The following is a 1,208-nucleotide window of genomic DNA, read 5'->3' as shown; positions in this document are numbered from 1 at the left end:
CCCCGGCCGGGCTCGGGCAGGTGCCGCGGCATCGCCGGGCGTCGTGGCGCCGGTCCGTCAGCCGGACGGCGTCCACGGCCGTGCGGGCCCTGCGGCCTGGTGGGGGGCCTGGCCGCTCACCGCGGCGCGTCTGATCTTGCCCATGGAGTTCTTCGGCAGCACGGGGACGAAGTCGACCGCGGTGGGCACCTGGTGGGGCAGGAGCCGGGCACGGCAGTGGGCGGTCAGTTCCGTCGCGGGCAAGGGGGCGCGGGCGACGACGGTGGCCCGTACGCGCTGGCCGGTCTCGCCCGTCTCCTCGCCCCATACCACCGCCTCGGCCACCGACGGATGGGCGAGCAGGACCTGTTCGACCTCCAGGGGGTTGACCTTCTTGCCGCCCACGTTGATGAAGGAGTCCTTGCGGCCGACCAGGTGCAGGTGGCCCCGGGTGCCGAGGCGGGCCACGTCACCGGTGGCGTACCAACCGTCGTGAAGGGCCCGCCGGGTGGCCTCGGGGTGGCCGAGGTAGTGCGTGAACATCGCGGGCGTCCGCACCAGCAGCGCCCCCTCCTCGCCCTCAGGCACGTCCTGTCCGCGGTCGTCGACGATCCGGACCCGTACGCCGGGCACGGGCCGGCCCACGCCACGGTCCGCACCGGCGCCGTCCCCGGGGTGTCGCGCGGCGATGACTCCAGCCTCCGTGCAGCCGTAGACCTGCTGGATGTCCAGCCCCAGCCGCGCCCTGGCCCGCTGGGCCACGGCGGGTGGCAGGGCGGCACCCGAGGACAGGCACAGCCGCAGGGTGCGCGGCGGGCTCGGAAAGCGGGAGCCGGCGGCCGTGCGCGTCGTCAGGTCATAGGCCATGGGAGCGGCCACCAGCACCGTGCAGGCGTGCTCGGCCAGGGCGCCCAGGAGCCGTGCGGGGGTGAAGCGGCCGAGGAGGACGAGCTGTGCCCCGGCCCGCAGGGCGGTGACCAGCCCGGCGATCATGCCGAAGGAGTGCGGCAGCGGGACGGCGGTCAGGATGCGGTCGTCCTCGGTGATGCCGTAGACGCGGGTGTAGATGTCCCCGCCGTTGACCAGGTTGCGCTGGGTGTGGACGGCCGCCTTGGGCTCCCCGGTCGAGCCGGAGGTGTACTGGATGAGGAAGGGCGCGTCGGGCGAGGCGCCGGCCGGCGGCTCACCGCCGCCGGGCTGCCGGCCGTGCTCCGGCCGTCCGCGCGGGG

Annotated in this window: 1 protein-coding gene; it reads right to left on the bottom strand. The window is 75.6% G+C overall.

Annotated elements, in window-relative coordinates; all coding sequences use genetic code 11:
• Window positions 1-57: 57 nt before the first annotated feature.
• Window positions 58-1,208, bottom strand: a 1,151-nt coding sequence (locus KN815_RS49150; protein WP_216348210.1) for a class I adenylate-forming enzyme family protein, incomplete at its 5' end; no start/stop codon positions are given.

This window comes from Streptomyces niphimycinicus (assembly GCF_018883605.1).
Taxonomy (GTDB): domain Bacteria; phylum Actinomycetota; class Actinomycetes; order Streptomycetales; family Streptomycetaceae; genus Streptomyces; species Streptomyces niphimycinicus.
This window is presented reverse-complemented; position numbering and strand designations above follow the sequence as displayed.